Consider the following 23,962-nt stretch of genomic DNA (forward strand, 5'->3'; position numbering starts at 1 on the left):
CGCTGCTGCGCGGCGTTGACCGTGAAGGCGTCGAGCGTGGCCAGGTTCTCTGCAAGCCGGGCTCGGTGACTCCGCACACCAAGTTCGAAGCCGAAGCCTACATCCTGACCAAGGAAGAAGGCGGCCGTCACACCCCGTTCTTCGCGAACTACCGTCCGCAGTTCTACTTCCGGACCACCGACGTGACCGGGACCGTGACGCTGGCCGAAGGCACCGAAATGGTGATGCCGGGCGACAACGTCTCCTTCGGCGTCGAGCTGATCGCACCGATCGCCATGGAAAACGGCCTCCGCTTCGCAATCCGCGAAGGCGGCCGCACCGTGGGCGCCGGCGTGGTGTCGAAAATCGTCGAGTAAGGTTCGCCTGACCCGATGACCCCGGCCCTGCGCCGGGGTCTCTTCCCGCCAAAGGCTTCGGTCCGAGGCGGGTTCCATTTTGAGGGCCAAGCGCCAAGGCCCCGGAGACGCTCCGGACCGGCGCAAGGCCCGAAAGACAAAAGGTTCGACGAGGGGCCCTGATGAGCATGGCTCCTCCTCTCAACTTGAAAAGCCCTTGAAGGGGACGACTGACATGGCAATGCAAAGCCAAAACATCCGTATCCGGCTGAAGGCGTTCGATTACCGTGTGCTGGATGCCAGCACGCAGGAAATCGTGAACACCGCCAAGCGGACCGGCGCCAACGTACGTGGCCCGATCCCGCTGCCGAACAAGATCGAGAAATTCACCGTTCTGCGTGGTCCCCACGTCGACAAGAAATCCCGTGACCAGTTCGAAATCCGCACGCACAAGCGCCTGCTGGATATCGTTGATCCGACCCCGCAGACGGTGGACGCGCTGATGAAGCTCGACCTCGCCGCCGGCGTGGACGTCGAAATCAAGCTGCAATCGTAAGCGAGGAGGGCAGTAGACATGTTGCGCTCTGGAATTATCGCAAAGAAAGTCGGGATGACCCGCCTCTTCCTCGAAGACGGCAAGCAGGTCCCCGTTACCGTTCTGCAACTGGACAAGCTGCAGGTCGTGGCACAGCGTACCGCTGAGAAAGACGGCTACACCGCCGTTCAGCTCGGCGCGGGCTCGGCCAAGGCCAAGCGCGTGAGCCAGGCGATGCGCGGCCACTTCGCCGCCGCGTCGGTGGAACCCAAGCGGAAGATCGCGGAATTCCGCGTCGACCCCGAGAACCTGATCAACGTCGGTGAGGAAATCACCGCTGACCACTACTTCGCTGGTCAGTACGTCGACGTTGCCGGTACCTCGATCGGTAAAGGCTTCGCCGGTGCCATGAAGCGGCACAACTTCGGCGGTCTGCGCGCCTCGCACGGTGTGTCGATCAGCCACCGTTCGCACGGTTCGACCGGTCAGTGCCAGGATCCGGGCAAGGTCTTCAAAGGCAAGAAGATGGCCGGTCACATGGGTGCCGTGCGCGTCACCACCCAGAACCTCGAAGTCGTGAAAACCGACGCCGAGCGTGGCCTGATCATGGTCAAGGGTGCGGTTCCGGGTTCCAAGGGTGGCTGGGTCACCGTCAAGGACGCCGTGAAGAAGCCGTTCCCCGAGAACGCGATCCTGCCCGCCGCGCTGAAGTCGGCCGCCGAAGCTGCTGCCAAGGCCGCTGAAGAAGCTGCCGCCGCTGCTGCCGCCGAGGCCGAAGCAGAAGCCAAGCGTCTCGCCGAAGAGCAGGCCGCCGCTGAAGCAGCCGCGCTGAAGGAAGCTGAAGCCTCGATCGAAGCCGACAAGGCCGAGGGCGAAGCCGAGAAGAAGGAAGGCGAAGAATGAAACTCGACGTCATCAACCTGGACGGCAGCGCAGCCGGCAGCGTGGACCTGGACGAGGCCCTGTTCGGTCTCGAGCCCCGCGCAGACATCCTGCACCGCGTGGTCCGCTGGCAGCGTAACAACGCGCAGGCCGGTACCCACAAGGTCAAGACCCGCTCGGAAACCAGCTACTCGACCAAGAAGATCTATCGCCAGAAGGGCACCGGCGGCGCACGCCACGGTGACAAGAACGCGCCGATCTTCCGTCACGGTGGTATCTACAAGGGCCCGACCCCGCGCAGCCACGGTCACGACCTGACCAAGAAGTTCCGCAAGCTGGGTCTGCGTCACGCGCTGTCCGCCAAGGCCAAAGCCGGCGAACTGGTCGTCATCGCCTCTGCAGAGGCTGACGGCAAGACCAGCGCGCTGGCCAAGCAGGTCGCAAAACTCGGCTGGAAGCGTGCGCTGATCATCGACGGCGCCGCAGTCAACGAGAACTTTGCCAAGGCCGCCCGCAACATCGAAGGTCTGGATATCCTGCCGTCGATGGGCGCAAACGTTTATGACATCCTCAAGCGTGACACCCTGGTGATCACCAAGGCGGGTGTCGAAGCACTGGAGGCTCGACTGAAATGAGCGCGAAGGCAGAACACTACGACGTGATCCGCAAGCCGATCATCACCGAGAAAGCCACCATGGCCTCCGAGGCCAACGCGGTTGTTTTCGAAGTGTCGATCGACAGCTCCAAGCCGCAGATCAAAGAGGCCGTCGAGGCTCTCTTCGGTGTCAAGGTGAAGGCGGTCAACACCACCATCACCAAGGGCAAGGTCAAGCGGTTCCGCGGCCAGCTGGGCAAGCGGAAGGACATCAAGAAGGCCTACGTGACCCTCGAAGAGGGCAACACGATCGACGTGACCACCGGTCTGTGATCCTGACCGTCCCGGGCTCGCCTCGGGACATCGGAGGAATTGCAGAAACCGCTGGCCGCGCGGCCCCGGATCAGGTCCGGGGCGGGTCGGACCAGAACAGAAGCCCCTCGCGGAAACGCGGGGGGCTTTTTCACTTGATCCACCCCGTCCCGGACTTGATCCGGGACCCCGCGGGGATCGCGGCAACCCGATGGTCTAGAGGCCGCGGATCGGGTCCGGGGCGCAGTGCACAAGAACGAAGCCCCTCGCGGATATTCGGGGGGCTTTTCACTTTCTCCACCCCGTCCCGGACTTGATCCGGGACCCCGCAGGGATCGCAGCAAACCGTTGGCCGCGCGGCCCCGGATCAGGTCCGGGGCGCGTTACGTTGGAAAACAAAGCCCCCTGCGGGAAGCCGGGGGAGACTTTGCCTTCAGCCCGCTCCGCCCTCAGAGACGCTCCACATACCCCTTGAAACTGTCGAGGATGGCCTGCCACCCCTGCCGCTGCATCTCGGCGGGGTTCTGGCTCTCCGCATCAAAGGTGGTCCTGACGCGGGTGTCACTGCCTTCGGGGATGAACTCCACTTCGACCATTCGGTCGTCATCCATGCGAGAGACCAGCTTGCGCCCGGGCACGACCTCGTCATGCGTCATGCCGAGATCGAAGCCGAAGCCGCCGTCCTTGGCCTCCATGCGGGCGTTGTACCGCCCGCCCGGTCGAAGGTCATTTTCGGCGGACGGGCAATGCCAGTCTGGCGACGCAAAGTTCCATGACGTGATATGTTCGGGTTGGGTGTAGCATTGCCAGACCAGGTCCGGTGCGGCGCCGACCAGCGCCTCGATGGTGATCTTCTCGCTCATGTGTCCTCCGGTGATATCAGGGTGGCCTCCGCCTCGGATGGATCAAGGCTGACACGTCACGGCAAATCAACCGCGAACCGGCTGGGGACGACACAGGCGGCTGGAGGTCGCCGACTGCGGTTGAGGGCTTTGGGGGAAACCGGCGGTCCCGGCAGGAGACAGGCCTTGACCCGGTAAGGACTCTCTAATAGATGGACCCATCGCCGAGGCCCCGGGATTCGTTCCGGGGCCTCGTGATATTGTCCCGTCACCGTTCCGGGCCCGACCCGGAACCTCGTGCAGGGGCCCCGGAGATCATCCGGGGCGGGGTAGGGACGCACTGAACCGGGGACCTTCGGGGCCCTAGAACCCGGGTAGTCTGTCGGATGCGGCCTGTTCCAGCTGCACGGCAAGTACCCAATACATAGCGGTCCAGATCATCGGGCCGCGTTTGCTAACGGAAGACAGAAAGCATGGCACTCAAGTCGTATAAGCCGACGACGCCGGGCCAGCGCGGGCTGGTGCTGATCGACCGTTCGGAGCTGTGGAAAGGACGCCCCGTCAAAGCCCTCACCGAGGGTCTGACGAAGTCGGGCGGCCGGAACAACACCGGACGTATCACCTCTCGCCGTCGCGGCGGTGGCGCAAAGCGCCTCTATCGTATCGTCGATTTCAAGCGGACCAAGTTCGACGTTGCAGGCATCGTTGCCCGCATCGAATATGACCCGAACCGGACCGCGTTCATTGCGCTGATCCAGTATGATGATGGCGAGCAAGCCTACATCCTGGCCCCCCAGCGTCTCGCAGTCGGCGACAAAGTCGTCGCAGGCGCCAAGGTCGACATCAAGCCCGGTAACGCGATGCCCTTCTCGGGCATGCCGATCGGTACGATCGTCCACAACATCGAGATGAAGCCCGGCAAGGGCGGCCAGATCGCACGCGCTGCAGGCACCTACGCCCAGTTCGTCGGTCGCGATGGCGGCTACGCCCAGATCCGCCTGTCCTCGGGCGAACTGCGCATGGTCCGTCAGGAATGCATGGCCACCGTCGGTGCCGTGTCCAACCCGGACAACTCGAACCAGAACTTCGGTAAAGCCGGTCGTATGCGCCACTATGGCAAGCGTCCGAGCGTCCGCGGCGTGGTTATGAACCCGATCGATCACCCCCACGGCGGTGGTGAAGGCCGGACCTCCGGTGGTCGTCACCCGGTGACGCCCTGGGGCAAGCCGACCAAGGGTGCCAAGACCCGCAACCGTAACAAGGCGTCGAGCAAGCTCATCATCCGCTCGCGGCATGCCAAGAAGAAAGGGCGCTAACATATGTCTCGCTCTGTATGGAAAGGCCCCTTCGTCGACGCTTACGTGCTGAAAAAAGCCGAAGCGGCCCGCGATTCCGGCCGTCACGAAGTCATCAAGATCTGGTCGCGCCGCTCGACGATCCTGCCCCAGTTCGTGGGCCTGACGTTTGGCGTCTACAACGGCAAGAAACACGTCCCTGTCAACGTCACGGAAGACATGATCGGTCAGAAGTTCGGTGAGTACTCGCCGACCCGGACCTATTACGGTCACGCCGCTGACAAGAAAGCGAAGCGGAAGTAAGCCATGAGCAAGGATAAGAATCCCCGTCGCGTGGCAGACAACGAAGCAATGGCAAAACTGCGCATGCTCCGTACCTCGCCGCAAAAGCTGAACCTGGTTGCTGCGATGATCCGCGGCAAGAAGGTTGAAAAGGCCCTGAACGACCTGACCTTCTCGAAGAAGCGGATCGCGGTTGACGTGAAGAAATGCCTTCAGTCCGCCATCGCGAACGCCGAGAACAACCACAACCTGGACGTCGATGAACTGATCGTCGCCGAGGCCTATGTGGGCAAGAACCTGACCATGAAGCGCGGTCGCCCGCGTGCCCGTGGCCGGTTCGGCAAGATCATCAAGCCGTTCTCGGAGATCACCATCAAGGTGCGTCAAGTTGAGGAGCAAGCCTAATGGGTAACAAAGTCAATCCGATTGGCATGCGCCTGCAGGTGAACCGCACCTGGGACAGCCGCTGGTATGCCGACACCAAGGATTACGGTGATCTTCTGCTGGAAGACCTGAAGATCCGCGACTTCATCAAGGAAGAGTGCAAGCAGGCCGGCGTGGCCCGCGTGATCATCGAGCGTCCGCACAAGAAGTGCCGCGTCACGATCCACACGGCTCGCCCCGGTGTCATCATTGGCAAGAAAGGCGCGGACATCGAAGTCCTGCGCAAGAAGATTGCCAACATGACCGCAAGCGAACTGCACCTCAACATCGTCGAAGTGCGCAAGCCCGAGCTCGACGCTGCCCTGGTCGGTGAGTCCATCGCCCAGCAGCTGGAGCGCCGCGTGTCCTTCCGTCGCGCCATGAAGCGTGCGGTTCAGAACGCCATGCGCATGGGCGCGCTGGGTATCCGTGTGAACGTTGCCGGCCGTCTGGGCGGTGCCGAGATCGCACGGACCGAGTGGTACCGCGAAGGCCGCGTTCCGCTCCACACCCTGCGTGCAGACATCGACTATGCACACGTCGAAGCCACGACCGCCTACGGGATCATCGGGATCAAGACCTGGATCTTCAAAGGCGAGATCATGGAGCACGACCCGTCCGCCCGCGACCGCAAGGCGCAGGAAATCCAGGACGGTCCGGCGCCCCGTGGTGCTGGCGGCCGGCGCTAAGGAGACTGAAAAATGCTTCAACCTAAGCGTACTAAATTCCGCAAGCAGCATAAGGGCCGGATCAGCGGCGAAGCCAAGGGCGGCAGCGACCTGACGTTCGGCACCTTCGGCCTCAAGGCCCTGCAGCCCGAGCGCGTCACGGCTCGTCAGATCGAAGCGGCTCGCCGCGCGATGACCCGCCACATGAAGCGTCAGGGCCGTGTCTGGATCCGTATCTTCCCGGATACGCCGGTCACCTCCAAGCCCACCGAAGTCCGGATGGGTAAAGGTAAGGGTTCGGTCGACTACTGGGCAGCCAAGATCAAACCGGGCCGGATCATGTTCGAGCTGGACGGTGTTGGCGAAGACATCGCTCGCGAGGCCCTGCGCCTGGCCGCGATGAAGCTGCCGATCAAGACCCGCGTCGTCGTCCGCGAGGACTGGTAAGCGACAGACGGAGCGATCCGTCGACAGAATTGGCCCCCGGCGCGCAAGCGGCGGGGGTTTTCTTTTGCCTGCGGCACGGATTGCAAAGGCCGGTGATATCGGTGAGTTTCGCGGTCATGGCAACGTGGACCGAACTCGACGAGGAACTCAACCGCTGGACCGAGGCCGGGGTCGTCGCCGATTTCTGGTGGCGCGACGACGATGCCGAGGCGCCGGGGCCGGAACTGGACCGGCTGCTGGCGCTGGCCGAGGCACATGGGGTGCCCATGCACCTCTCGGTGATCCCTGTCAGCGGGGTGCCGGAACTGGGCGACCGGCTGGCCCGGGCCCGCGACACCTGGCTGCTGCAGCACGGCTTTGCCCACGTCAACCACGAGCCTGCGGGCGCGCGGCCCTCCGAAGTCGGGGTGACCCGCGATCTCGGGGCGCAGCTTGACGATATCGGAGAGGGATGGCGTCGTTTATCCGACGCAGGGCTGCCGAACTTGCTACCGGTCTTCGTGCCGCCGTGGAACCGGATCGCGGAGACCACCACGGCGCAGCTTCCCGCGCTGGGGTTCCGGATGCTCTCGTCCAGTCTGGCCCGCGCCAGCGCTACGCCGGTGCCGGGTCTGGCGCAGGTCAACGTGCATGCCGATCCGATCCGCTGGAAGAACGGGGTTGAGTTCCGGGGCGAGGGCAAGTTCCTTGACTGCGTGGTGGAGCATCTTGCCGACCGCAGGGAAGGGCGTGCGGATGCCGCCGAGCCCACCGGCGTGACAACGCACCACCTGCAGCACGATGCCGAGATCTGGTCCTTTCTCGAAACCCTCACGGCCCGGCTCAGCGCCCATCCTGCGGTGCGCTGGGTTCGCCTTGCCGATCTTGTTCAAGCCGAGGAGACATCATGGTAGTCATCGCCAAGGCCCGGGATGCCGAACGGGAAGAAATAGCCCTGTTCATGCAGGAGGTCTTTCCCAAGGCCAAGTGGGGCATGGACAAGTGGCGCGAGGTGCTTTCGGGGCGCTGGAGCGGTAGGGACGACAGCTATGCCGTCACCGTGCGCGACGAGGGCAGGCTGGTCGGTGTGCTTGGGCTGGTAAAGGCCACGCGCCAGACAGGGGCGGGGCCCCGGACGACGGCCAACATGAGCTCGTGGTACCTGCTGAAGGAATACCGGCAGTACGGGGTCGGCCGTGACATGGTGGAGTTCGCCGTGCGCGAGGAGGATGCCACGATCACCAACTTCGGCAGCTCGCCGGGCGCGGTGCGTACTGTGCTGAACGCCGGTCTGGCCCCGCTGGAGAAGGAGCAGCTGATCTGGCGCGCCGGTCACGCGGTCGGGGCGACGGAACTGGTGGACGGCCCGGCCTGCAGCGTCGAAGATCTATCGGCGGGCGAAAAGCAGATTGCCTTGGATCATGCCGGACTGAACGTCCGCCCCGTGGTGGCCCGTACACTGGACGGGCCCTGTCTGCTCATGGTCTCGGCCCAGCACAAGCACGATGACCACGTGACCCATACCGCTTACCACGTGAGCCGGCCCGAGGTCTTCCGGCGCCATGCCCGGGCGATCGCCGGGGCGCTGCTGCCGCAGGGCGACGTGCTCTCGGTGGACCGGCGCCTGCTGGGCGCCGAGGCCGTAGCGGACGAGGTGGTGCCCTACGAGATTCCGCACTTCTATACCCCGGGGCGCATGGAGCCCGCCGAGGTGGACCTACTCTACAGCGAAATCGCGATCCTCAACATCAAGCTCTGATCCTGCGGGCTCTCGCCAGACCCGGTGGCTTGCGCTAAGACGCGGCCATGTCTGAAATCGAGTCGCTCTTCGTCACCCGCCTGTATCGCGCCAAGCTCACCGAGTTCGGCGATGCCATCGACCCGTCCGAACTGGAGGCGTCCTGCTATTCCATCGCCGAGGACGATGAGGCGGGGCAGGAGTGGTGCGAGGAGAACGGCTATCCGGGTTATACCAGCTACGCCTCGCTGACCGATCTCGGCTGGCGGTTCCCGATCTTCGAGGACATCATCAAGGCGCTGGACAAGCATGTGGCGGCTTTTGCCGAGGACCTCGAGTTCAACCTCGACGGACGCGAGCTCAAGCTCGAGGATATCTGGATTAACATCCTGCCCGAGGGCGGCATGCACGCCTCGCACCTGCATCCGCACAGCGTGATCAGCGGGACGACCTATGTCTCGATGCCGGACGGGGCCAGCGCGCTCAAGCTGGAAGACCCTCGGTCGGCCCGGATGATGGCCGCTCCGGCCCGCCTGAAGGACGCTCGCCGGGACATGCGGACCTTTGTCTACGTGACCCCCGAGGTCGGGGACGTGCTGCTGTGGGAAAGCTGGCTGCGCCACGAGGTCCCGATGAACATGTCCGAAGACGAACGCATCAGCGTCAGCTTCAACTACAGCTGGGCCTGATCGGTCCCTTGCCGGGCCCCTTTCCGGGGCCCGACGCGGGGAATGGCGCAAATGACGCGGCGCTCGTCCATTCCCCAGTGAACAGGGGTTGCTTTATGCCCCAACCCCCTGTATGCGAGCCGCTCATCCACGTACTCCACTGGAATCAGGGTGACCCTTTGCGGGCCCTCCGGTGATGTTGAAAGGAAAAGGGCGATGAACGCCAAAGAACTGCATGACAAGACTCCGGACCAGCTCCGCGAGGAACTTGCCAACCTGAAAAAAGAGAGCTTCAACCTGCGCTTCCAGCAGGCCACCGGCCAACTGGAAAACCCGGCAAAGATCCGCGCTGCGCGTCGGAACGCTGCCCGTGTGCTGACCGTTCTCAACCAAAAAGCCGCTGCTGCGGCTTCGCAAGAATAAGAAGGAGCCTTCCCGATGCCCAAACGTATCCTGCAAGGCACCGTGACCAGCGACGCCAACGAACAGACCGTCACCGTTCTGGTCGAACGTCGTTTCACGCACCCGGTTCTGAAGAAGACCATCCGGAAATCCAAGAAATACCGGGCGCATGACGAGAAGAACGCATTCAAGGTGGGCGATTCCGTCCGCATCATCGAATGCGCACCGAAGTCGAAAACGAAACGCTGGGAGGTGCTTGAGGCGTAAGACCGCACCGCGGCCCAATTCGGGCCGTAGCGCGATCTCACATCGAAAGTTACCTTTCGGTTTGATCGAAACCCTGGGGCCCCGACTGGATTACGGGCGTCCCCAAAGGTCGGGAGAAACCACATGATCCAGATGCAGACCAATCTGGATGTTGCTGACAACAGCGGCGCTCGCCGCGTTCAGTGCATCAAGGTCCTGGGTGGTTCCAAGCGGAAGTACGCTGGTGTCGGTGACATCATCGTCGTATCCGTCAAGGAAGCCATTCCGCGCGGCCGCGTGAAAAAAGGTGACGTCCGCAAGGCCGTCGTCGTGCGCACCGCCAAGGAAGTTCGTCGCGAAGATGGCACCGCCATCCGCTTTGACCGCAACGCAGCTGTCATCCTGAACAACAACAACGAGCCCGTCGGCACCCGTATCTTCGGGCCGGTGGTTCGTGAGCTGCGCGCCAAGAACTTCATGAAGATCATCTCGCTGGCTCCGGAGGTGCTCTGATGGCTGCGAAACTGAAAAAAGGCGACAAGGTCGTCGTGCTCGCCGGCAAGGACAAGGGCAAGGAAGGTACCATTACCTCCGTTGACCCGAAGGCCGGCAAAGCCGTCGTGGAAGGCATCAACATCGCCATCCGCGCAACCCGCCAGAGCCAGACCAGCCAAGGTGGCCGCATCCCCAAGGCGATGCCGATCCAGCTGTCGAACCTCGCTTTCGTCGATGCCAACGGCAAACCGACCCGCGTCGGGTTCAAGATGGAAGGCGACAAGAAAGTGCGCTTTGCCAAGACCACGGGGGACGTGATCGATGCTTGATGCTGCAACCTATACCCCGCGCCTGAAGGCCGAGTACCGGGAAAAGATCCGGGCCGCGCTGAAGGAAGAGTTCGCCTACAAGAACGACATGATGATCCCGCGTCTGGACAAGATCGTCCTGAACATCGGCGCCGGGGCTGAAGCCGTTCGCGACAGCAAGAAGGTCAAATCCGCTCAGGACGACCTGACGCAGATCGCCGGCCAGCGCGCCGTCGTGACCAAGGCGAAGAAGTCGATCGCAGGTTTCCGCGTCCGTGAAGACATGCCGCTGGGCGCCAAGGTGACCCTGCGTGGCGACCGGATGTACGAATTCCTCGACCGCCTGATCACCGTTGCGCTGCCGCGCGTCCGCGACTTCCGCGGCGTGTCCGGCAAGTCCTTCGATGGCCGCGGCAACTACGCCATGGGCATCAAGGAACATATCGTGTTCCCCGAGATCAACTTCGACAAGGTCGATGAAGTCTGGGGCATGGATATCGTCATCGCCACCACGGCAAAAACCGACGCAGAAGCCAAGGCGCTGTTGAAGCAATTCAACATGCCCTTCAACTCCTGATCGCGGGAAGGAAAAGACATGGCTAAGAAAGCAATGATCGAACGCGAAAAGAAGCGTCAGCGCCTGGTGGAACAGTACGCCGCCAAACGTGCTGAGCTGAAAGCGATTGTGAACGACGAGAGCAAGCCGATGGAAGAGCGTTTCCGCGCCTCCCTGAAGCTGGCGAAACTGCCGCGCAACAGCTCGGCAACCCGCCTGCACAACCGTTGCCAGCTCACCGGTCGTCCGCACGCTTACTATCGCAAGCTCAAAATCAGCCGTATTGCCCTGCGCAACCTCGGCTCCAATGGCCAGATCCCTGGCCTCGTGAAATCCAGCTGGTAAGGGAGGCATAAGATGAACGATCCTATCGCAGATATGCTGACCCGTATCCGCAACAGCCAGCTGCGCGGCAAGTCGACGGTGATGACACCGGCTTCGAAACTGCGCGCCTGGGTTCTGGATGTGCTGGCAGACGAAGGCTATATCCGTGGCTATGAAAAAGTGACCGGTAACGACGGTCACCCGGCTCTGGAAATCAGCCTCAAGTACTTCGAAGGCACCCCTGTCATTCGCGAACTCAAGCGGGTCTCCAAGCCCGGCCGTCGCGTCTACATGGGCGTCAATGACATCCCGTCGGTCCGTCAGGGCCTGGGCGTGTCGATTGTCTCCACGCCGAAAGGTGTGATGTCGGACGCAGCTGCACGCGAAGCCAATGTTGGCGGCGAAGTGCTCTGCACCGTCTTCTAAGGAGGTCCTGATGTCTCGTATTGGTAAGAAACCGGTCGAGCTGCCCAGCGGCGTTACCGCCTCTGTTTCGGGCCAGACCGTTGAAGTCAAAGGTCCGAAGGGCACCCGCTCCTTCACCGCGACCGACGACGTCACGATCACTGTCGAAGACAATGTGGTCAAGATCGACCCGCGCGGGAAATCCAAGCGCGCACGCCAGCAGTGGGGCATGAGCCGCACGATGGTTGCGAACCTGGTGACCGGCGTGACCACCGGCTTCAAGAAGGAGCTCGAGATTCAGGGTGTGGGTTACCGCGCCGCTGTAAACGGGAACACTCTGAAGCTGAACCTCGGCCTGTCTCACGACGTTGACTACGTTGCACCGGAAGGTGTGACCGTCACGGCGCCGAAGCAGACCGAGATCGTGGTCGAAGGCATCGACGAGCAACTCGTCGGCCAGGTCGCCGCGAACATCCGCAAGTGGCGCGCGCCGGAGCCCTACAAGGGCAAGGGCATCCGCTACAAGGGCGAGTTCATCTTCCGCAAGGAAGGCAAGAAGAAGTAAGGACCGGACAGATGGCAAACAGCAAAAGAACTCTGTTCCTGAAGCGCCGCCTGCGCGTCCGGAACAAGCTTCGCAAGGTGAACGCAGGGCGTCTTCGTCTCTCCGTGCACCGTTCGAACAAGAACATCAGCGTCCAGCTGATCGACGATGTGAAGGGCGTGACTCTCGCCTCCGCATCCTCGCTCGAGAAGGACCTGGGCATCGTTGGCAAGAACAACGTCGAAGCAGCCGCCAAGGTGGGTGCAGCGATCGCGGAACGCGCCAAGAAAGCCGGTGTCGAAGAAGCATACTTCGACCGCGGCGGCTTCCTGTTCCACGGCAAGGTGAAGGCTCTGGCCGACGCTGCGCGTGAAGGTGGCCTCAAGATCTGATGGATCGGGTGCGTGCCTGGCGCGCACCCTTCCTCACCGCCGAGCCTGAAGTGCGCGCTGGTCGCGCACTTTTCGCTGGCACAGTGCGGGTGGTTCGCCGCCCCGATGATCCGGGAGCCCTGGGCTCACCGTGATTGAAAAAAAGGCGCCAAGCGCCAGAGAGAAAGGAAGCCTGATGGCTCGAGAAGAAAACCGCCGGGGTAACCGTCGCGAACGCGAGGAAGCACCGGAATTCGCAGATCGCCTGGTTGCGATCAACCGCGTGTCCAAGACCGTGAAGGGTGGTAAGCGCTTCGGCTTCGCTGCTCTCGTCGTTGTTGGCGATCAGAAAGGCCGCGTCGGCTTTGGCAAGGGCAAGGCGAAGGAGGTCCCCGAGGCCATTCGCAAGGCAACCGAGCAAGCGAAGCGCCAGATGATCCGCGTTCCGCTGCGCGAAGGCCGCACCCTGCACCACGACATGGAAGGCCGTCATGGCGCTGGCCGCGTCGTGATGCGCATGGCACCGGAAGGTACCGGTATCATCGCTGGTGGTCCGATGCGCGCTGTCTTCGAAATGCTCGGCATCAAGGACGTCGTGTCCAAGTCGATCGGTTCGCAGAACCCCTACAACATGATCCGTGCCACCATCGACGGGCTGAAGAAAGAAGCCAGCCCGCGTTCGGTTGCGCAGCGTCGTGGCAAGAAAGTTGCCGACATCCTGCCCAAGCGTGAAGACGCTGCGCAGGCTTCGGCTCAGGTCGCTGAGGAGGCTTGATCAACATGGCTACTATCGTCGTTAAGCAGATCGGCAGCCCGATCCGTCGCCCGGCCAAACAGCGTGCCACGCTGGTCGGCCTTGGCCTGAACAAGATGCACAAGACCCGCGAACTGGAAGATACCCCTTCCGTGCGCGGCATGGTGAACTCGATCCCTCACCTGGTCGAAATCATCGAAGAAAAAGAGTAAACGATCCTTCGGCTTCGGCCGTCTGACCGATCTCGAACACCCCGGAGCGCCGCTCCGGGGTGTTTTCTTTTGGCGCGGCGTTCAGGGCGCATTGTCCGGTTTGGTGAAACGGATGGTGCGCTGGGGCGTGCGGTTCAGCCTCGGAACCAACCGTGGGCGTGGGCGCCCGGCGAGCAGCGAGAACACCAGCCCCAGCCAGCCAAGTGAACTGCCAGAGACCAGCGCGATCGTCAGCGGGAGAGAACCCCGTGCGGTCAGGACCGGATCTGCCCGAACAGAGGTGAGCGCCCCCGGCGTGCGGGCAAAGGCCTCCTGAAGGGCATGCAGACGGTCGGCGGGGGTGTCGGGCCGGACGAAGAGGGAGGGGAGGGGCAGGGCATCGGGTTGATGATCCAGCGGCGAGGGATGTGTGGACCGCTGCGGTGCGCTGTCATTCCTGATCCCCTCCTGCGCGCTCCCGGCGGATGCTAGGGCAGGGGAGGGCAGGCTGGCAGATTGGACGGCCCCGACGGGCAACAGGGTGGCGAAAACAAGTAAAACGGCGACTTGAACAACCATCGGAACCGTCCTCTGCGCAGGCTCCTTAAGGTTGAGTCAAACTCGCTAATTTTCGGAAAACGCGAAAAAGAAAATCGCGCCGGATTCGGCGTGTTGAGGGCCCGAACCCCGGATTTCGTTAGGACTCCATTAGCAATGGTAAAGGTCAGTCGCGGTCAACGAGCGGAACTCTGACGTCGCGACCCGTGAGCCATGCACGAGCCTTGCTTCCTGAGCATAGCGGGCAGACCTGAAGATCCGTTGTTCAGCGCGCGGGAATGATTATTCTGCAATGCAGCATAAGGGCCCCGGGAGGAGCGGAGGCGAAGGGGCCCGCGACCGAACGATAGGAACACGACAATGGCACATAACATCTCCCTCCCCGCACAGCCGCATGGCCTGAGCAACCGTCTTCGCAACCTCGTTGGCGACATCAAGGACGCGCTGGCCCGCCGCGCTGTCTACCGCAAGACCCTGGCCGAGCTGAGCAGCCTGAGCAACCGTGACCTCGGCGACCTCGGCATCTCGCGCAGCGGCATCCGTCGTCTGGCGCTCGAAGCGGCCTACGGCAACAACTGATCCCTGCTCAGGACGGGGTGGCGCGATCCCTCGGCGCAACCGGTGCCGTCCCGCCAGAGCGAGAACGAAGGGCAGCCCGGGAGACCGGGCTGCCCTTTGTCCTGACTGCCGTTCCGGGGTTCGGGCCACGTCACCTGCGCCACGATGCGCGATCCCCTTGCGTCGCGCCGCCGTGGCGTCTATACGCCCCCGGTGGCCCTACGGGTCCGATTCATCAAAACCAAGAAATGCCGTGGTTGACCCATACGCTTCGGGGGTCACATCCGGCTTAGGAGAAGCGAAATGAAACTTCATGAACTGCGCGACAATCCGGGCGCAACCAAGAAACGCAAGCGCGTTGGCCGTGGTCCGGGTTCCGGCATGGGCAAGACCGGTGGTCGTGGTATCAAAGGTCAGAAATCCCGTTCGGGCGTGGCCATCAACGGTTACGAGGGCGGCCAGATGCCGCTCTACCAGCGTCTGCCCAAGCGCGGCTTCAACAAGCCGAACCGCAAGAGCTTCGCTGTCGTCAACCTGGGCCTGATCCAGAAATTCATCGACGCCAAGAAGCTGGACGCTTCGGCTGCGATCACCGAGGACGCGCTGGTCGCTTCCGGTCTGGTGCGCCGCAAGCTCGACGGCATTCGTGTGCTCGCCAAGGGCGACTTCTCGGCCAAGATCGACCTGCAGGTCACCGGCGCTTCGAAGTCGGCGGTTGAGTCGGTCGAGAAAGCCGGCGGTTCCGTTACCGTCGCCGCACCGGCTGCGGCCGAGTAACGGGTTGTGAGCGGCGCTTGCGCCGCTTACATAGACACGTGTTTTCCCATAGCGCCGCCTGAGCCGGAAAACGGTTCAAGGCGGCGTTTTACCAGAAGAGACCCGATTCATGGTATCAGCAGCAGAACAAATGGCGGCCAATACGAGCTGGGCCGCATTGGGCAAAGCCACCGATCTGCGCAACCGAATCCTTTTCACCCTTGGCGTACTTATCGTGTACCGCCTGGGTACCTACCTCCCTGTTCCCGGCATTGATGGTAACGCCCTGCGCGACTTCATGACCCAGGCAGGGCAGGGGATCGGCGGCATGGTCTCCATGTTCACCGGCGGCGCACTGGGGCGGATGGGCATCTTCGCCCTCGGCATCATGCCCTACATCTCGGCCTCGATCATCGTGCAGCTCATGGCGGCGATGGTGCCCCAGCTCGAGCAGCTGAAGAAAGAGGGTGAGCAGGGCCGCAAGAAGATGAACCAGTACACCCGCTACGGTACGGTGCTGCTGGCGATTGCCCAGTCCTACGGCCTCGCGGTCAGCCTCGAAACCGGCGACCTTGCGACCGATCCGGGTCTCTACTTCCGTCTTTCCACCATGATCACCCTCGTCGGCGGGACCATGTTCCTGATGTGGCTGGGCGAACAGATCACCTCGCGCGGGATCGGCAACGGCGTGTCGCTGATCATCTTCGTCGGCATCATCGCCGAGGTTCCGGCCGCGCTGGCACAGTTCTTTGCCTCGGGCCGCAGCGGTGCGATCAGCCCCGGCGTGATCGTCGGTGTGATCGTCATGGTGATCGTCGCGATTACCTTCGTCGTGTTCATGGAACGCGCGCTGCGCAAGATTCACATCCAGTACCCGCGCCGTCAGGTCGGGATGAAGGTCTATGACGGCGGCTCCTCGCACCTGCCGATCAAGGTGAACCCGGCGGGCGTTATCCCCGCGATCTTCGCCTCGTCGCTGCTGCTGCTGCCGACCACGATCTCGACCTTCAGCCAGGGCGCCGCAAGCGGTTCGATCATGTCGTGGCTGCTGGCCAACTTCGGTCCCGGCCAGCCGCTGTACCTGCTGTTCTTTGTCGCGATGATCGTGTTCTTCGCCTACTTCTACACGTTCAACGTTTCGTTCAAACCGGACGATGTGGCGGACAACCTGAAGAACCAGAATGGCTTTGTTCCGGGCATTCGCCCCGGCAAACGGACGGCGGAGTACTTTGAATACGTGGTGAACCGCGTGCTCGTGCTGGGCTCGGCCTATCTGGCCCTGATCTGCCTGATGCCCGAGATCCTGCGCAACCAGTTCTCCATTCCGTTCTACTTCGGCGGCACCTCGGTCCTCATCGTGGTTTCGGTCACCATGGATACCATCCAGCAGATCCAGAGCCACCTTCTGGCCCACCAGTACGAAGGCCTGATCGAGAAGTCGCAGCTGCGCGGCCGGTCCAAGAAACGCACGAAACGGAGCCCCGCGCGTCGATGAACATCATTCTTCTGGGGCCCCCGGGGGCCGGCAAGGGAACGCAGGCCCGTCACCTCGTCGAAACGCGCGGAATGGTGCAGCTCTCGACCGGCGACATGCTGCGCGAGGCCAAGGACAGCGGCACCGAGATGGGTAACATCGTCGCCGAGGTCATGGCCAAGGGGCAGCTCGTCACCGACGAGATCGTCATTGGCCTGATCCGGGAGAAGCTGGAGAGCAAGGAAGGCTCGGGGTTCATCTTCGACGGCTTCCCGCGCACGCTGGCGCAGGCGGATGCCCTGGGTGAACTGCTGGCGGCAGAAGGCGAGGCGCTGGACGCTGTCATCGAGATGGAAGTGGACGACGACGCGCTGGTGGCACGGATCACCGCGCGGTCGACCTGCGGCACCTGCGGTGAGGTCTACAACGACAACACCAAGCCGATCCCGGCGGACGGGCACTGCGTCAAGTGCGGCGGGACCGAGTTCAAGCGCCGTGCGGACGACAACGAAGAGTCGCTGCGCACCCGCCTGATGGAATACTACAAGAAGACCTCGCCGCTGATCGGCTACTACTATGCCAAGGGCGATCTTTCCAAGATCGACGGGCTGGCACCGATCCAGGAGGTTCAGTCCTCCATCGCGGGCGTTCTGGACAAATAGCCGGCGGGGCTTGACGCCCTGCCGAAAACCCCATATCGACCACCATCTCGTAAGAGAATCGTTTTTGTGCGCGCGAATCTGCCGTGCAATTATGAACACCTCGTAAATGCTAGGCCCGCTGGCGCCACTGCCAAGGCCAAGTGTTGTGAAAAAAGGTTCTGGAGCTACGGAACCGCAACGAAAGGAAAGTGACACGTGGCACGTATTGCCGGCGTAAATATCCCGACTGCCAAGCGGGTACCTATCGCCCTCACCTACATCACCGGTATCGGTCATACCTCGGCCAAGGCCATCTGCGAAGCGGTGGGCATCGACCCGACCCGTCGCGTGAACGAGCTGAGCGATAGCGAAGTTCTGCAGATCCGCGAGCATATTGACGCCAACTACACCGTCGAAGGCGACCTGCGCCGCGAGACCCAGATGAACATCAAGCGTCTGATGGACCTCGGCTGCTACCGTGGCCTGCGTCACCGCCGGAACCTGCCGGTTCGCGGTCAGCGCACCCATACCAACGCACGCACCCGCAAAGGCCCCGCAAAGGCCATCGCAGGCAAGAAGAAGTAAGGGGGCGGATCAATGGCACGCGATAAGACTCGTACCAAGCGTAAGGTTTCCAAGAACATCGCCGCTGGCGTTGCTCACGTGAACTCTTCGTTCAACAACACCAAGATCCTGATCTCCGACGTTCAGGGCAACGCCATCTCCTGGTCTTCGGCCGGGACCATGGGCTTCAAGGGTTCGCGGAAATCGACCCCCTATGCCGCCCAGATGGCTGCCGAGGACGCGGGCCGCAAGGCTCAGGAACACGGCGTGAAGACCCTTGAAGTCGAAGTGCAGGGCCCCGGTTCGGGCCGCGAGAGCGCGCTCCGCGCCCTGGCCGCCGTCGGCTTCAACATCACTTCGATCCGCGACGTGACCCCGATGGCACACAATGGATGCCGTCCGCCGAAGCGCCGCCGCGTCTAAGCACAGATTTTAAGGCTGGGGCTGCGTGTTTCCGCGCGGCCCCAGTCCGTCATTTTGAACCTCGGGCGTCTGCACTTTCGTTGGACATGGGGCGCAGACAGGAATGGAGGGTTACATGATCCACAAGAATTGGGCCGAACTGATCAAGCCGACCCAGCTTGACGTCAAGCCGGGCAACGATCCCGCACGTCAGGCAACGGTTGTCGCAGAACCGCTCGAGCGGGGCTTTGGCCTGACGCTCGGCAACGCGCTGCGCCGCATCCTGATGTCCTCTCTGCAGGGCGCCGCAATCACCTCCGTCCAGATCGACAACGTGCTGCACGAGTTCTCGTCCGTGGCCGGTGTCCGTGAAGACGTGACCGATATCATCCTGAACCTCAAGCAGGTCAGCCTGCGCATGGAAGTCGAAGGGCCCAAGCGCCTGTCGATCAATGCGAAGGGCCCCGCTGTCGTCACCGCAGGCGACATCAGCGAGAGCGCCGGCATCGAGATCCTGAACCGCGACCACGTGATCTGCCACCTGGACGACGGTGCGGACCTGTTCATGGAACTGACCGTCAACACCGGTAAGGGCTATGTCTCGGCCGACAAGAACAAGCCTGAAGACGCCCCGATCGGCCTGATCCCGATCGACGCGATCTACTCGCCGGTCAAGAAGGTCTCCTACGACGTTCAGCCGACCCGTGAAGGTCAGGTTCTGGACTATGACAAGCTGACCATGAAGGTCGAGACCGACGGTTCCATCACGCCGGATGACGCCGTGGCCTTTGCCGCGCGCATCCTGCAGGACCAGCTGTCGATCTTCGTGAACTTCGACGAACCGGAAGCCGCTGGCCGCCAGGACGAGGACGATGGTCTGGAGTTCAACCCGCTGCTGCTGAAGAAGGTCGACGAGCTGGAGCTCTCGGTCCGTTCGGCAAACTGCCTGAAGAACGACAACATCGTCTACATCGGCGACCTGATCCAGAAGACCGAAGCCGAGATGCTCCGCACCCCGAACTTCGGTCGCAAGTCGCTGAACGAGATCAAGGAAGTGCTGTCCGGCATGGGCCTGCACCTCGGCATGGACGTCGAGGACTGGCCGCCCGACAACATCGAAGACCTCGCGAAGAAATTCGAAGACGCCTTCTAAGGCGTCTTCGGCCCCGGGCTCGACCCGGGGTCCCGTGGTCGGCGGGAGGCCCCGGAGTTCTTTCGGGGCATGGTAGTAGCTCCGGGAGGAACTCCCAGTGTGACGAACCAGCCCACCGCGACCCGATCCAAATGCCCGGAGAGCCGGGGACCATCAGGGCAATCCCGCCCCAACAGAGCCGCTGACACGCATCGGCGGACGTACAAAGCATAAGCTAGGAGACTACGAAATGCGTCACGCACGAGGCTATCGCCGCCTGAACCGTACCCACGAGCACCGCAAGGCGCTGTTCGAGAACATGGCCGGTTCGCTCATCGAACACGAACAGATCAAGACCACCCTGCCGAAGGCAAAGGAACTGCGTCCGATCGTCGAGAAGCTCATCACCCTCGCCAAGCGCGGTGATCTGCACGCTCGCCGTCAGGCAGCTTCGAAGCTGAAGGAAGACAAGGACGTCGCCAAGCTGTTCGAAGTCCTGGGCCCGCGCTACAAGGACCGTAAGGGCGGTTACGTCCGCGTCCTGAAAGCCGGCTTCCGCTATGGCGACATGGCACCGATGGCGATCATCGAATTCGTGGACCGCGACCGCGACGCCAAGGGCGCCGCTGACAAGGCCCGCGTGGCTGCCGAAGAGGCTGCCGCTGACGAATAATCCCTACGGGATATTCCGATAGGGAAGGGCGCCGCGGATCACTGCGGCGCCCTTTTCGTTTCTGTACCGGTCAGGCGTGCTCCAGTTCGCGCTTGACCAGTTTCTCGATCTCGCGGACCGGGTGATTGGTCAGGGTCTTGGGCACCTCGGCGATCACCTTGTCGATCACTTCCTTGTGCATCCCGTCGCGCAGATGGCCCAGCACCGCAGGAGAAGCGACCAGCACGAGCCGGTCGAAATCGCCCCGGTGCGCCCGCTTGTAAAGCAGGTCCGAGAGGTCGGCGGCAAAGCGTTCCTTTGCCAGTTCATGCCAGTCGGTATCCTCGTAGGCCGATTTCTGACCGGGCCCGTTGTCGGCGATTCGGCCGGGGCGGTTGGCGCCCTGGACATGGTCGGGCGGGTTTTCCTGCCGTTCCTTGGCCACGACTTCGAGGTTGGGGTTCTGGTGATCGGTCAGATTGCGCAGGAACAGCGCTTTCTCGCTGTCCGTCACCACGATCCAGGTGCCTTCGCTCAGGTTTGCCATGTTACGCGCCCCCCGTGCCGTGGTGCCCGCCAAGATTGCCCTGGCCCTTCTCGTCGGACTTGGTCACCCGGGTGGCACCGGGGCGGTCCTGCTCGTCGCGCTTCATCAGGTCGCGTGTGCCGACCTTGCGTTCGAGGTTGCCGCCCGCGCGGCCCTGCTGCTGGGGAGTGTCCGTGTCATCCACGTAGAGATCGGTTTCGCGGGTTCCGTCCTGAGAACGTTGTCGCTCGGCCATGTCGGTCCTCCTGTCCTTTCATGTGCAGGAGATCAACGCATGGGTTCGGGGCAATGTTCCGCGCCGCGCATTCCGCAGGGTTGCCTTGCAATGCCGCGCCGGCTGCGCATATCAGGTCAAGTTACGGAGGCCTCACATGTTTCGAATCCTGCTCGCAACCCTTCTCCTGACCACAGCACCCGCCCTTGCCGAGACCCGCGTGCCGACGAGCCAGACCGAGATCTCGCTCGGCTTCGCTCCTCTGGTCAAACGCGCGGCGCCTGCCGTGGTGAACATCTACGCCTCGCGCGTGGTGCAGACCCGGTCAAGCCCCTTTGCCGACGATCCCTTCTTTCAGCAGTTCTTCCAAGGGATGGGGCAAAGCCGACCACGCGTGCAGAACTCTCTGGGTTCCGGGGTGATCCTCTCCGATGACGGCTACGTGGTGTCGAACTTTCACGTGGTCGGCGAGGCGACGGACATCAAGGTGGTGATGACAGACCGGCGCGAGTTCACGGCTTCGGTGGTGCTGGCCGACAAGGAAGCGGACCTTGCCATCCTGCGGCTCGACGGTGCCAGTGGCCTGCCGCACCTGACCCTCCGGGATTCCGACAAGGTCGATGTAGGCGAGCTGGCCCTTGCCATCGGCAACCCCTTCGGGGTGGGGCAGACGGTATCGAGCGGCATCGTCTCGGGCCTTGCCCGGTCGGGCGTCGCCACCGGCAACGCGCGGGGGTACTTCATCCAGACCGACGCGCCGATCAACCCGGGCAACTCGGGCGGTGCGCTGATCGACGTGAACGGTGATCTGATCGGCATCAACACCTCGATCCTGAGCCGCTCGGGCGGGTCCAACGGGATCGGCTTTGCGATTCCCTCGAACCTCGTGGCCGAGTTCATGGAACAGGCCCGCGCGGGGCAGACGGATTTCGAACGTCCCTGGGCAGGCATGTCCGGCCAACCGATGGACAACGACCTTGCCAGTTCGCTGGGGCTTGGGGTGCCAGATGGCATCGTGATCTCCGACCTGCACGAGGCGAGCCCCTTCCTGAAGGCGGGGTTCAAGGTCGGGGACGTGATCACCAAGGTGGGCGGCCTGCCGGTGAACACCCCCTCCGAGATGCTGTTCCGCATGACGCTGACAGGTATCGGACAGATGGCCGAGGTGACCCGGCTGCGCAACGGTGAGGAGACCGACGTCGCCGTGCCGATGATCTCGCCGCCGAACGAGCCGCCGGCGGAGGAGACCGTTCTGGGTGAGAACACCGTGCTGCCGGGGCTGACCGTGGCACGCGCGAATCCGGCTACCATCGTCGAATTCGGTCTGCCGCTGCACAGCGAGGGCGTGCTGATCACCGACGCGGGCGCGCTGGGGCCGCGCGCGGGGCTGCAGGCGGGGGACATGATCGTCGCGGTGAACGGCACCCGCATCGAGACGAGCGGCGAGGCCGAGGCGGCGCTGACCAATCCGGGGCGGCGGGTCCAGATCGACCTGATCCGGGGTGGGCGCCCGATCTCGCTGCGGTTCCGGCTGTAACGGCATGGCGGATCTCTTCGATACAGGGGCAACCGAAGCCGCGCCCGAGCGCAACCGGCCGCTCGCCGACCGGCTGCGCCCCCGGTCGCTCTCGGAGGTGATTGGGCAGCAGCAGGTTCTGGGGCCGGACGCGCCGCTGGGCGCCATGCTGGAAGCAGGTAGCCTTGGCAGCCTCGTCCTCTGGGGGCCGCCGGGGGTGGGCAAGACCACCATCGCACGCCTGCTGGCCGATGCGACCGACCGGCACTTTGTCCAGATCAGCGCCATCTTCACCGGGGTGCCGGACCTCAAGAAGGTCTTCGAGGCGGCGAAGCTCAGGCGCGGGAACGGGCAGGGGACGCTGCTGTTCGTCGATGAGATCCACCGCTTCAACAAGGCGCAGCAGGACGGTTTCCTGCCGCACATGGAGGACGGGACGATCCTGCTGGTTGGGGCGACCACGGAAAACCCCTCGTTCGAACTGAACGCCGCTTTGCTCAGCCGCGCGCAGGTTCTCGTGCTGGAGCGCCTGTCGCCCACCGATCTGGAACTGCTGACCCAGCGGGCCGAAAAGGAACTGGGGCGCAAGCTGCCCCTGACCGGCCCGGCGCGCGATGCGCTGCACGAGATGGCGGATGGCGACGGGCGCGCCCTGCTGAACCTGATCGAACAGGTCGCCGCGTGGAAACTGGACGCGCCGCTGGACACGGCGGGGCTGGGCACCCGGCTGATGCGGCGGGCGTCGAAGTACGACAAGTCGGGTGACGAGCACTACAACCTGATCTCGGCGCTGCACAAATCGGTGCGCGGGTCGGATCCGGACGCCGCGCTCTACTGGTTCGCGCGGATGCTGCAGGGGGGCGAAGATCCGCGCTTCCTTGCTCGCCGCATCACCCGGATGGCGGTCGAGGACATCGGCCTTGCCGATCCGCAGGCGCAGACCATCTGCCTGCACGCCTGGGAGACCTACGAAAGGCTCGGCAGCCCGGAGGGCGAACTGGCGCTGTCGCAGGCAGTGGCCTACCTCGCGCTGGCGCCCAAGTCGAACGCGGGCTACGTCGCCTACAAGGCCGCCGTGCAACTGGCCAAGAAGACCGGCAGCGCGCCGCCGCCCAAGCATATCCTCAACGCACCGACCCGGCTGATGGAAGAGCAGGGATACGGTGCGGGATACAACTACGACCACGATGCCGAGGATGCCTTCTCGGGGCAGAACTATTTCCCGGATGACGTGAAACGCCCGGTGCTCTATGCCCCGGTGGAGCGCGGATTCGAGCGCGAACTGAAGAAGCGGGTGGACTGGTTCGCGAAGAAGCGGACCGAACGCCAGCGACAGGACAAGGACTGAATT

General features: G+C 63.1%; 38 protein-coding genes. 34 read left to right on the forward strand and 4 right to left on the reverse strand.

Annotated elements, in window-relative coordinates; all coding sequences use genetic code 11:
- The 5 genes from DDT93_RS19485 to DDT93_RS19505 form a co-directional block, all read left to right on the forward strand.
- The coding region (locus DDT93_RS19485; RefSeq protein WP_456297928.1) for an EF-Tu C-terminal domain-related protein at nucleotides 1-356 on the forward strand (356 nt) is incomplete at its 5' end.
- 220 nt (nucleotides 357-576) lie between these two features.
- Nucleotides 577-891 carry a 30S ribosomal protein S10 gene (gene rpsJ, locus DDT93_RS19490; RefSeq protein ID WP_008756422.1) on the forward strand — a complete coding sequence of 105 codons (315 nt, stop codon included), beginning with the start codon at nucleotides 577-579 and terminating at the stop codon, nucleotides 889-891.
- Nucleotides 892-909: 18 nt separating this feature from the next.
- Nucleotides 910-1,773, forward strand: coding sequence for a 50S ribosomal protein L3 (rplC, locus tag DDT93_RS19495; RefSeq protein WP_109467568.1), 864 nt, complete (start codon nucleotides 910-912; stop codon nucleotides 1,771-1,773).
- Nucleotides 1,770-2,387 carry a 50S ribosomal protein L4 gene (rplD, locus tag DDT93_RS19500; RefSeq protein WP_109467569.1) on the forward strand — a complete coding sequence of 206 codons (618 nt, stop codon included), beginning with the start codon at nucleotides 1,770-1,772 and terminating at the stop codon, nucleotides 2,385-2,387. Before rplC ends, rplD begins: the two co-directional genes overlap by 4 nt.
- Nucleotides 2,384-2,680 (forward strand): 50S ribosomal protein L23, encoded by a 297-nt coding sequence (locus DDT93_RS19505; protein ID WP_109467570.1) that lies wholly within the window; start codon nucleotides 2,384-2,386, stop codon nucleotides 2,678-2,680. The genes rplD and DDT93_RS19505 overlap by 4 nt, the downstream gene beginning before the upstream one ends.
- Nucleotides 2,681-3,108: 428 nt before the next feature.
- On the opposite strand, the gene DDT93_RS19510 is transcribed toward DDT93_RS19505, so the two are convergent.
- Nucleotides 3,109-3,522, reverse strand: a complete 414-nt coding sequence (locus DDT93_RS19510; RefSeq protein WP_109467571.1) for an SRPBCC family protein — start codon at nucleotides 3,520-3,522, stop codon at nucleotides 3,109-3,111.
- 452 nt (nucleotides 3,523-3,974) lie between these two features.
- On the opposite strand from DDT93_RS19510, the gene rplB reads away from it, so the two are divergent.
- The 19 genes from rplB (at nucleotide 3,975) to rpmD (ending at nucleotide 13,618) form a co-directional block, all read left to right on the forward strand.
- Entirely contained in the window at nucleotides 3,975-4,817 is an 843-nt protein-coding gene (gene rplB / locus DDT93_RS19515; RefSeq protein WP_109467572.1) for a 50S ribosomal protein L2, read from the forward strand.
- 3 nt (nucleotides 4,818-4,820) lie between these two features.
- On the forward strand, nucleotides 4,821-5,099 hold the full coding sequence (gene rpsS / locus DDT93_RS19520; protein WP_109467573.1) for a 30S ribosomal protein S19: 279 nt from the start codon (nucleotides 4,821-4,823) through the stop codon (nucleotides 5,097-5,099).
- Nucleotides 5,100-5,102: 3 nt separating this feature from the next.
- Nucleotides 5,103-5,483, forward strand: a complete 381-nt coding sequence (gene rplV / locus DDT93_RS19525; RefSeq protein WP_109467574.1) for a 50S ribosomal protein L22 — start codon at nucleotides 5,103-5,105, stop codon at nucleotides 5,481-5,483.
- The gene (gene rpsC, locus DDT93_RS19530) at nucleotides 5,483-6,190 is read left to right on the forward strand and encodes a 30S ribosomal protein S3 (protein ID WP_109467575.1); all 708 of its coding nucleotides are present in this window, start codon (nucleotides 5,483-5,485) and stop codon (nucleotides 6,188-6,190) included. Before rplV ends, rpsC begins: the two co-directional genes overlap by 1 nt.
- A 12-nt stretch (nucleotides 6,191-6,202) precedes the next feature.
- Entirely contained in the window at nucleotides 6,203-6,616 is a 414-nt protein-coding gene (gene rplP, locus DDT93_RS19535) for a 50S ribosomal protein L16 (RefSeq protein ID WP_109467576.1), read from the forward strand.
- A gap of 116 nt (nucleotides 6,617-6,732) precedes the next feature.
- Nucleotides 6,733-7,509 carry a polysaccharide deacetylase family protein gene (locus DDT93_RS19540; RefSeq protein WP_109467577.1) on the forward strand — a complete coding sequence of 259 codons (777 nt, stop codon included), beginning with the start codon at nucleotides 6,733-6,735 and terminating at the stop codon, nucleotides 7,507-7,509.
- A complete protein-coding gene (locus DDT93_RS19545) occupies nucleotides 7,503-8,354 on the forward strand; it encodes a GNAT family N-acetyltransferase (protein WP_109467578.1) in 852 nt (283 codons plus the stop codon). Before DDT93_RS19540 ends, DDT93_RS19545 begins: the two co-directional genes overlap by 7 nt.
- Nucleotides 8,355-8,401: 47 nt before the next feature.
- Nucleotides 8,402-9,022, forward strand: a complete 621-nt coding sequence (locus tag DDT93_RS19550) for a 2OG-Fe(II) oxygenase family protein (protein ID WP_109467579.1) — start codon at nucleotides 8,402-8,404, stop codon at nucleotides 9,020-9,022.
- A gap of 195 nt (nucleotides 9,023-9,217) precedes the next feature.
- Complete coding sequence (gene rpmC / locus DDT93_RS19555; protein ID WP_109467580.1) at nucleotides 9,218-9,424, forward strand: 50S ribosomal protein L29; 207 nt, start codon at nucleotides 9,218-9,220, stop codon at nucleotides 9,422-9,424.
- Between the two features lie 15 nt (nucleotides 9,425-9,439).
- Nucleotides 9,440-9,670 (forward strand): 30S ribosomal protein S17, encoded by a 231-nt coding sequence (gene rpsQ / locus DDT93_RS19560; protein ID WP_109467581.1) that lies wholly within the window; start codon nucleotides 9,440-9,442, stop codon nucleotides 9,668-9,670.
- Between the two features lie 123 nt (nucleotides 9,671-9,793).
- Nucleotides 9,794-10,162 (forward strand): 50S ribosomal protein L14, encoded by a 369-nt coding sequence (rplN, locus tag DDT93_RS19565; protein ID WP_088635293.1) that lies wholly within the window; start codon nucleotides 9,794-9,796, stop codon nucleotides 10,160-10,162.
- Nucleotides 10,162-10,473 carry a 50S ribosomal protein L24 gene (gene rplX / locus DDT93_RS19570; RefSeq protein ID WP_109467582.1) on the forward strand — a complete coding sequence of 104 codons (312 nt, stop codon included), beginning with the start codon at nucleotides 10,162-10,164 and terminating at the stop codon, nucleotides 10,471-10,473. The genes rplN and rplX overlap by 1 nt, the downstream gene beginning before the upstream one ends.
- Nucleotides 10,466-11,029: a 50S ribosomal protein L5 gene (rplE, locus tag DDT93_RS19575; protein ID WP_109467583.1), complete on the forward strand. Its 564-nt coding sequence runs from the start codon at nucleotides 10,466-10,468 to the stop codon at nucleotides 11,027-11,029. The genes rplX and rplE overlap by 8 nt, the downstream gene beginning before the upstream one ends.
- 18 nt (nucleotides 11,030-11,047) lie before the next feature.
- Nucleotides 11,048-11,353, forward strand: a complete 306-nt coding sequence (gene rpsN / locus DDT93_RS19580; RefSeq protein ID WP_109467584.1) for a 30S ribosomal protein S14 — start codon at nucleotides 11,048-11,050, stop codon at nucleotides 11,351-11,353.
- A gap of 12 nt (nucleotides 11,354-11,365) precedes the next feature.
- Entirely contained in the window at nucleotides 11,366-11,758 is a 393-nt protein-coding gene (rpsH, locus tag DDT93_RS19585) for a 30S ribosomal protein S8 (RefSeq protein ID WP_109467585.1), read from the forward strand.
- Nucleotides 11,759-11,768: 10 nt separating this feature from the next.
- Nucleotides 11,769-12,302, forward strand: coding sequence for a 50S ribosomal protein L6 (rplF, locus tag DDT93_RS19590; RefSeq protein ID WP_109467586.1), 534 nt, complete (start codon nucleotides 11,769-11,771; stop codon nucleotides 12,300-12,302).
- Between the two features lie 11 nt (nucleotides 12,303-12,313).
- Complete coding sequence (rplR, locus tag DDT93_RS19595; RefSeq protein ID WP_109467587.1) at nucleotides 12,314-12,673, forward strand: 50S ribosomal protein L18; 360 nt, start codon at nucleotides 12,314-12,316, stop codon at nucleotides 12,671-12,673.
- A 175-nt stretch (nucleotides 12,674-12,848) separates the two neighbouring features.
- On the forward strand, nucleotides 12,849-13,427 hold the full coding sequence (gene rpsE / locus DDT93_RS19600) for a 30S ribosomal protein S5 (protein ID WP_109467588.1): 579 nt from the start codon (nucleotides 12,849-12,851) through the stop codon (nucleotides 13,425-13,427).
- Between the two features lie 5 nt (nucleotides 13,428-13,432).
- Nucleotides 13,433-13,618, forward strand: a complete 186-nt coding sequence (gene rpmD / locus DDT93_RS19605) for a 50S ribosomal protein L30 (protein ID WP_109467883.1) — start codon at nucleotides 13,433-13,435, stop codon at nucleotides 13,616-13,618.
- An 81-nt stretch (nucleotides 13,619-13,699) separates the two neighbouring features.
- On the opposite strand, the gene DDT93_RS19610 is transcribed toward rpmD, so the two are convergent.
- Nucleotides 13,700-14,176 (reverse strand): hypothetical protein, encoded by a 477-nt coding sequence (locus DDT93_RS19610; RefSeq protein WP_109467589.1) that lies wholly within the window; start codon nucleotides 14,174-14,176, stop codon nucleotides 13,700-13,702.
- Nucleotides 14,177-14,515: 339 nt separating this feature from the next.
- Between DDT93_RS19610 and DDT93_RS19615 the strand changes: the two genes are divergently transcribed.
- From DDT93_RS19615 to rplQ, 8 genes are all read left to right on the forward strand, one after another.
- Nucleotides 14,516-14,734: a DUF1127 domain-containing protein gene (locus DDT93_RS19615; protein ID WP_109467590.1), complete on the forward strand. Its 219-nt coding sequence runs from the start codon at nucleotides 14,516-14,518 to the stop codon at nucleotides 14,732-14,734.
- A 282-nt stretch (nucleotides 14,735-15,016) separates the two neighbouring features.
- Entirely contained in the window at nucleotides 15,017-15,490 is a 474-nt protein-coding gene (gene rplO, locus DDT93_RS19620) for a 50S ribosomal protein L15 (RefSeq protein ID WP_109467591.1), read from the forward strand.
- A gap of 109 nt (nucleotides 15,491-15,599) precedes the next feature.
- Nucleotides 15,600-16,964, forward strand: a complete 1,365-nt coding sequence (gene secY, locus DDT93_RS19625; RefSeq protein ID WP_109467592.1) for a preprotein translocase subunit SecY — start codon at nucleotides 15,600-15,602, stop codon at nucleotides 16,962-16,964.
- On the forward strand, nucleotides 16,961-17,605 hold the full coding sequence (locus DDT93_RS19630) for an adenylate kinase (RefSeq protein ID WP_109467593.1): 645 nt from the start codon (nucleotides 16,961-16,963) through the stop codon (nucleotides 17,603-17,605). Before secY ends, DDT93_RS19630 begins: the two co-directional genes overlap by 4 nt.
- Nucleotides 17,606-17,800: 195 nt before the next feature.
- On the forward strand, nucleotides 17,801-18,169 hold the full coding sequence (gene rpsM, locus DDT93_RS19635) for a 30S ribosomal protein S13 (RefSeq protein ID WP_109467594.1): 369 nt from the start codon (nucleotides 17,801-17,803) through the stop codon (nucleotides 18,167-18,169).
- Between the two features lie 12 nt (nucleotides 18,170-18,181).
- Nucleotides 18,182-18,571 (forward strand): 30S ribosomal protein S11, encoded by a 390-nt coding sequence (rpsK, locus tag DDT93_RS19640; protein ID WP_109467595.1) that lies wholly within the window; start codon nucleotides 18,182-18,184, stop codon nucleotides 18,569-18,571.
- A gap of 115 nt (nucleotides 18,572-18,686) precedes the next feature.
- The gene (locus tag DDT93_RS19645; RefSeq protein ID WP_109467884.1) at nucleotides 18,687-19,703 is read left to right on the forward strand and encodes a DNA-directed RNA polymerase subunit alpha; all 1,017 of its coding nucleotides are present in this window, start codon (nucleotides 18,687-18,689) and stop codon (nucleotides 19,701-19,703) included.
- A 229-nt stretch (nucleotides 19,704-19,932) separates the two neighbouring features.
- The gene (gene rplQ, locus DDT93_RS19650; RefSeq protein WP_109467596.1) at nucleotides 19,933-20,355 is read left to right on the forward strand and encodes a 50S ribosomal protein L17; all 423 of its coding nucleotides are present in this window, start codon (nucleotides 19,933-19,935) and stop codon (nucleotides 20,353-20,355) included.
- Between the two features lie 70 nt (nucleotides 20,356-20,425).
- Here rplQ and DDT93_RS19655 read toward each other — a convergent pair whose 3' ends face one another.
- Nucleotides 20,426-20,881 carry a host attachment family protein gene (locus DDT93_RS19655; RefSeq protein WP_109467597.1) on the reverse strand — a complete coding sequence of 152 codons (456 nt, stop codon included), beginning with the start codon at nucleotides 20,879-20,881 and terminating at the stop codon, nucleotides 20,426-20,428.
- Nucleotide 20,882: 1 nt separating this feature from the next.
- Complete coding sequence (locus DDT93_RS19660) at nucleotides 20,883-21,116, reverse strand: hypothetical protein (RefSeq protein ID WP_109467598.1); 234 nt, start codon at nucleotides 21,114-21,116, stop codon at nucleotides 20,883-20,885.
- 136 nt (nucleotides 21,117-21,252) lie between these two features.
- On the opposite strand from DDT93_RS19660, the gene DDT93_RS19665 reads away from it, so the two are divergent.
- Nucleotides 21,253-22,632, forward strand: a complete 1,380-nt coding sequence (locus tag DDT93_RS19665; protein ID WP_109467599.1) for a trypsin-like peptidase domain-containing protein — start codon at nucleotides 21,253-21,255, stop codon at nucleotides 22,630-22,632.
- Nucleotides 22,633-22,636: 4 nt separating this feature from the next.
- Nucleotides 22,637-23,959: a replication-associated recombination protein A gene (locus DDT93_RS19670; protein WP_109467600.1), complete on the forward strand. Its 1,323-nt coding sequence runs from the start codon at nucleotides 22,637-22,639 to the stop codon at nucleotides 23,957-23,959.
- The last annotated feature ends 3 nt before the right edge of the window (nucleotides 23,960-23,962 follow it).

This window comes from Albibacillus kandeliae (genome assembly GCF_003116585.1).
Classification (GTDB): domain Bacteria; phylum Pseudomonadota; class Alphaproteobacteria; order Rhodobacterales; family Rhodobacteraceae; genus Albibacillus; species Albibacillus kandeliae.

Excerpts from the sequence above, each read along its gene's own strand:
- rpsJ (WP_008756422.1), top strand. The coding sequence starts at position 577 with ATGCAAAGCCAAAACATCCGTATCCGGCTGAAGGCGTTCGATTACCGT.
- rplC (WP_109467568.1), top strand. The coding sequence starts at position 910 with ATGTTGCGCTCTGGAATTATCGCAAAGAAAGTCGGGATGACCCGCCTC.
- rplD (WP_109467569.1), top strand. The coding sequence starts at position 1,770 with ATGAAACTCGACGTCATCAACCTGGACGGCAGCGCAGCCGGCAGCGTG.
- DDT93_RS19505 (WP_109467570.1), top strand. The coding sequence starts at position 2,384 with ATGAGCGCGAAGGCAGAACACTACGACGTGATCCGCAAGCCGATCATC.
- DDT93_RS19510 (WP_109467571.1), bottom strand. The coding sequence starts at position 3,522 with ATGAGCGAGAAGATCACCATCGAGGCGCTGGTCGGCGCCGCACCGGAC.
- rplB (WP_109467572.1), top strand. The coding sequence starts at position 3,975 with ATGGCACTCAAGTCGTATAAGCCGACGACGCCGGGCCAGCGCGGGCTG.
- rpsS (WP_109467573.1), top strand. The coding sequence starts at position 4,821 with ATGTCTCGCTCTGTATGGAAAGGCCCCTTCGTCGACGCTTACGTGCTG.
- rplV (WP_109467574.1), top strand. The coding sequence starts at position 5,103 with ATGAGCAAGGATAAGAATCCCCGTCGCGTGGCAGACAACGAAGCAATG.
- rpsC (WP_109467575.1), top strand. The coding sequence starts at position 5,483 with ATGGGTAACAAAGTCAATCCGATTGGCATGCGCCTGCAGGTGAACCGC.
- rplP (WP_109467576.1), top strand. The coding sequence starts at position 6,203 with ATGCTTCAACCTAAGCGTACTAAATTCCGCAAGCAGCATAAGGGCCGG.
- DDT93_RS19540 (WP_109467577.1), top strand. The coding sequence starts at position 6,733 with ATGGCAACGTGGACCGAACTCGACGAGGAACTCAACCGCTGGACCGAG.
- DDT93_RS19545 (WP_109467578.1), top strand. The coding sequence starts at position 7,503 with ATGGTAGTCATCGCCAAGGCCCGGGATGCCGAACGGGAAGAAATAGCC.
- DDT93_RS19550 (WP_109467579.1), top strand. The coding sequence starts at position 8,402 with ATGTCTGAAATCGAGTCGCTCTTCGTCACCCGCCTGTATCGCGCCAAG.
- rpmC (WP_109467580.1), top strand. The coding sequence starts at position 9,218 with ATGAACGCCAAAGAACTGCATGACAAGACTCCGGACCAGCTCCGCGAG.
- rpsQ (WP_109467581.1), top strand. The coding sequence starts at position 9,440 with ATGCCCAAACGTATCCTGCAAGGCACCGTGACCAGCGACGCCAACGAA.
- rplN (WP_088635293.1), top strand. The coding sequence starts at position 9,794 with ATGATCCAGATGCAGACCAATCTGGATGTTGCTGACAACAGCGGCGCT.
- rplX (WP_109467582.1), top strand. The coding sequence starts at position 10,162 with ATGGCTGCGAAACTGAAAAAAGGCGACAAGGTCGTCGTGCTCGCCGGC.
- rplE (WP_109467583.1), top strand. The coding sequence starts at position 10,466 with ATGCTTGATGCTGCAACCTATACCCCGCGCCTGAAGGCCGAGTACCGG.
- rpsN (WP_109467584.1), top strand. The coding sequence starts at position 11,048 with ATGGCTAAGAAAGCAATGATCGAACGCGAAAAGAAGCGTCAGCGCCTG.
- rpsH (WP_109467585.1), top strand. The coding sequence starts at position 11,366 with ATGAACGATCCTATCGCAGATATGCTGACCCGTATCCGCAACAGCCAG.
- rplF (WP_109467586.1), top strand. The coding sequence starts at position 11,769 with ATGTCTCGTATTGGTAAGAAACCGGTCGAGCTGCCCAGCGGCGTTACC.
- rplR (WP_109467587.1), top strand. The coding sequence starts at position 12,314 with ATGGCAAACAGCAAAAGAACTCTGTTCCTGAAGCGCCGCCTGCGCGTC.
- rpsE (WP_109467588.1), top strand. The coding sequence starts at position 12,849 with ATGGCTCGAGAAGAAAACCGCCGGGGTAACCGTCGCGAACGCGAGGAA.
- rpmD (WP_109467883.1), top strand. The coding sequence starts at position 13,433 with ATGGCTACTATCGTCGTTAAGCAGATCGGCAGCCCGATCCGTCGCCCG.
- DDT93_RS19610 (WP_109467589.1), bottom strand. The coding sequence starts at position 14,176 with ATGGTTGTTCAAGTCGCCGTTTTACTTGTTTTCGCCACCCTGTTGCCC.
- DDT93_RS19615 (WP_109467590.1), top strand. The coding sequence starts at position 14,516 with ATGGCACATAACATCTCCCTCCCCGCACAGCCGCATGGCCTGAGCAAC.
- rplO (WP_109467591.1), top strand. The coding sequence starts at position 15,017 with ATGAAACTTCATGAACTGCGCGACAATCCGGGCGCAACCAAGAAACGC.
- secY (WP_109467592.1), top strand. The coding sequence starts at position 15,600 with ATGGTATCAGCAGCAGAACAAATGGCGGCCAATACGAGCTGGGCCGCA.
- DDT93_RS19630 (WP_109467593.1), top strand. The coding sequence starts at position 16,961 with ATGAACATCATTCTTCTGGGGCCCCCGGGGGCCGGCAAGGGAACGCAG.
- rpsK (WP_109467595.1), top strand. The coding sequence starts at position 18,182 with ATGGCACGCGATAAGACTCGTACCAAGCGTAAGGTTTCCAAGAACATC.
- DDT93_RS19645 (WP_109467884.1), top strand. The coding sequence starts at position 18,687 with ATGATCCACAAGAATTGGGCCGAACTGATCAAGCCGACCCAGCTTGAC.
- rplQ (WP_109467596.1), top strand. The coding sequence starts at position 19,933 with ATGCGTCACGCACGAGGCTATCGCCGCCTGAACCGTACCCACGAGCAC.
- DDT93_RS19655 (WP_109467597.1), bottom strand. The coding sequence starts at position 20,881 with ATGGCAAACCTGAGCGAAGGCACCTGGATCGTGGTGACGGACAGCGAG.
- DDT93_RS19660 (WP_109467598.1), bottom strand. The coding sequence starts at position 21,116 with ATGGCCGAGCGACAACGTTCTCAGGACGGAACCCGCGAAACCGATCTC.
- DDT93_RS19665 (WP_109467599.1), top strand. The coding sequence starts at position 21,253 with ATGTTTCGAATCCTGCTCGCAACCCTTCTCCTGACCACAGCACCCGCC.
- DDT93_RS19670 (WP_109467600.1), top strand. The coding sequence starts at position 22,637 with ATGGCGGATCTCTTCGATACAGGGGCAACCGAAGCCGCGCCCGAGCGC.